Below are 2,816 nucleotides of genomic sequence, written 5' to 3'. Positions count from 1 at the left end.
GGCCCCGTGTGTTGCGGGGGCCTGGGGGCGCGGGGGGGACCGCCGGACGGGGCCCGGCGTCCCGAGTGCGGACGGCCGGCAGAGATCCCGCAGCCCAGGAGTGCGGGCCGCCGGAAGAGGTCCTGAAGCCCCGGTGAGGCGGGCTGCCCGGAGCCCCCGGAGAGAGGCCCTGCCGTGCCGGTCGCGGACCGGTGGAGACGCCGCGAGAGGCCCTGCGACCCGGAGTCGCGGGTGGGAGAGGGGCGGGGGCGCGGAGAGCGCTCAAACCAAGTGAGATGCCGTCACGTCACCCTGTTTCAGATCGTTACGTAACGTGGAAAGAGCTTACATAAGGGCTGGTTCAAAGTGGATAATTGGTATACACAAAAAAGGCCTCGGTGACGATGTCACCAAGGCGGATCCTGATTAAACACACAAGGCGACGCCACCACTCACGGAACCGCGCCTTGGGGACGTTACCACGGAGTGGCCGAAAGGCCAAGAGTTTATCAAAATGATAAACTCCTCCGTGGATCGTCTCCCTCATTACGTTGACGGGACCTTTATATTTACGAATGATACCTGTCATGGACAAGCTGACCCCGATCTTTGAACTGCGTGAAATGTTACGCCAGCTTGAGCGTGACGTCGGTCTCGAGGACCTGAGCCGAATCGAGCGCGATGTGCTGCTCGCGGCGCATTCCCTCACCGAAACGCCGGGCGACATCGTGAGCTCGGACAGGATCCGCAGCCATTCGCTCTTGCAACCGGTTGCCCAGGCGACATTCTACCGGGCAATTCGAACCCTCGTCGGGGCCGGGCTGCTGGAACACGCAGGCCGCAGCCGTGCACGTGCGTACGTCGTGACCTGGTGGGCGCCGACCTTCCCGAGCGGTAGCGCGCCTCTGCCGCCGGCGGGGCAAGACGACAGCCGGCCATTCGCGGCCACGACAAGGACGACAGCCAAAGACGCAGCCCCCAGAACACCCGGTGAGCGCCCCGTGACCAGACTCCAGACCTTCGGCATCGTTATCGTGGCCTACATGCTGGCCCACGGGCTTACCGCCTGGCTCATCACGCCGGTGCAGGCGCTGCTGCTGCCTGACGTCACCGACTTTGCCAGCCTCGCCTACCTGCCGCACGGCGTGCGGGTGCTGGCGACCTGGCTGCTGGGGCCCATCGCCTTCGTGCCGCTCGCGCTCGGCGCCTTCCTGTCGGAGCTGATGTTCACCCCGTCCGACGTCAGCCAGGCCACCCAACCGGTGATCCTGCTGTCCATCGTCGCGGGGGCGGCGGCCTCGCCGCTGGCCTTCGAGATGATGCGGGGCTTCGGCTTCAACCTCTATGCCCGCCGGCCACGGCGGGGGCACTGGAAGTGGCTGCTGCTGGTGGGCTGGATCGCGTCCTTCACCAATTCCCTCGCGCAGTCGACGATCTTCAGCCAGAGCATCCTGCCGGGAGAGGCGGTGACGGTGCTGGTGATCTATGCCATCGGCGACCTGATCGGGCTCGTGGTCACCACGCTTCTGCTGATGATGCTGTTCCGCCGGATGCGCCTGTCGGCGGCCCGGCGGAGCTGAGGCCGCTCGCCGGAGCCCTTGCCCGGCGCGACGGTATGGGGACGGGATCAGAGCCCGCGGGCGATGACCAGCCGCTGCACCTCGGAGGTGCCTTCGTAGATCTGGCAGACCCGCACGTCGCGGTAGATGCGCTCGACCGGGTAATCGGCGAGGTAGCCGTAACCTCCGTGGATCTGGATCGCGCCCGAGCAGACCTCCTCGGCCATTTCCGAGGCCATGAGCTTGGCCATCGACGCCTCGGTGAGGCAGGGGCGTCCGGCCTCGCGCAGGGCGGCGGCATGCAGCACCATCTGGCGGGCGGCCTCGATCCGGGTCGCCATGTCCGCCAGCTTGAACGCCACCGCCTGCTGCTCGAGGATCGGCTTGCCGAAGGCGTGGCGGTCGCGGGCGTAGTCGCGCGCCGCCTCGAAGGCCGCGCGGGCCATGCCCACCGCCTGGCTGGCGATGCCGATGCGCCCACCCTCGAGGTTCGAGAGCGCGATCCGGTAGCCCTCGCCCTCGGCGCCCAGCAGGTTCTCGGCCGGGAGACGCATCTCGTTGAAGGCCAGCGCGCAGGTGTCCGAGCTGTGCTGGCCGAGCTTGCGCTCGACTGCCATGACCTCGTAGCCGGGCGTGTCAGTGGGCACGATGAAGGCGCTGATGCCCTTCTTGCCCGCCGTCGGATCGGTGACCGCGAAGGTGATGATGACGTCGCCGTTCTTGCCCGAGGTGATGAACTGCTTGGAGCCGTTCAGCACGTAGTGGTCGCCGTCGCGCACCGCCCTGGTGCGGATCGCCGAGGCGTCCGAGCCGGTGTGCGGCTCGGTCAGGGCGAAGCCGCCGATCCATTTGCCCTGCGCCATCTTCGGCAGGTATTTCGCCTTCTGCTCTTCGGTGCCGAAGCGCAGGATCGGCATGCAGCCGACCGAGCTGTGCACGCTCACGATGGTCGAGCAGGCACCGTCGGCGGCGGCGATCTCTTCCAGCGCCAGCGCGTAGGCCACCATCCCGAGGTCCGAGCCGCCGTATTGCTCGGGCACCAGCATGCCGAGGAAGCCGAGCTCGCCCATCTCGGCCAGCTCCTCGAGCGGGAAGGCGTGCTCGGCGTCGCGCCGGGCGGCGCCGGGGGCGAGACGGTCCTGCGCGAAGGCGCGCACCCCGTCCCGGATCTGTTCCTGAAGCTCGTCAAGCAGCATCACGCGACCCTTTCCAGCGCGATGGCGGTGGCCTCGCCGCCGCCGATGCAGAGCGAGGCCATGCCGCGCTTCACGTCGTTCT

General features: G+C 67.7%; 3 protein-coding genes. 1 reads left to right on the top strand and 2 read right to left on the bottom strand.

Going from position 1 to position 2,816, the window contains the following annotated elements:
- Window positions 1-605: 605 nt before the first annotated feature.
- A complete protein-coding gene (locus HC022_RS29740; RefSeq protein WP_303049093.1) occupies window positions 606-734 on the bottom strand; it encodes a hypothetical protein in 129 nt (42 codons plus the stop codon).
- A gap of 246 nt (window positions 735-980) precedes the next feature.
- Between HC022_RS29740 and HC022_RS23235 the strand changes: the two genes are divergently transcribed.
- Window positions 981-1,559 (top strand): hypothetical protein, encoded by a 579-nt coding sequence (locus HC022_RS23235; protein ID WP_167453982.1) that lies wholly within the window; start codon window positions 981-983, stop codon window positions 1,557-1,559.
- Between the two features lie 47 nt (window positions 1,560-1,606).
- Here the strand turns inward: HC022_RS23235 and HC022_RS23230 are convergent, their stop codons facing one another.
- On the bottom strand, window positions 1,607-2,734 hold the full coding sequence (locus HC022_RS23230; protein ID WP_089956983.1) for an acyl-CoA dehydrogenase family protein: 1,128 nt from the start codon (window positions 2,732-2,734) through the stop codon (window positions 1,607-1,609).
- Window positions 2,735-2,816 lie beyond the last annotated feature (82 nt).

This window comes from Salipiger sp. HF18 (assembly GCF_011806505.1).
Classification (GTDB): domain Bacteria; phylum Pseudomonadota; class Alphaproteobacteria; order Rhodobacterales; family Rhodobacteraceae; genus Salipiger; species Salipiger thiooxidans.
The sequence above is the reverse complement of the archived record's forward strand: the minus strand, read 5'-3'. Positions and strand labels throughout refer to the sequence as shown.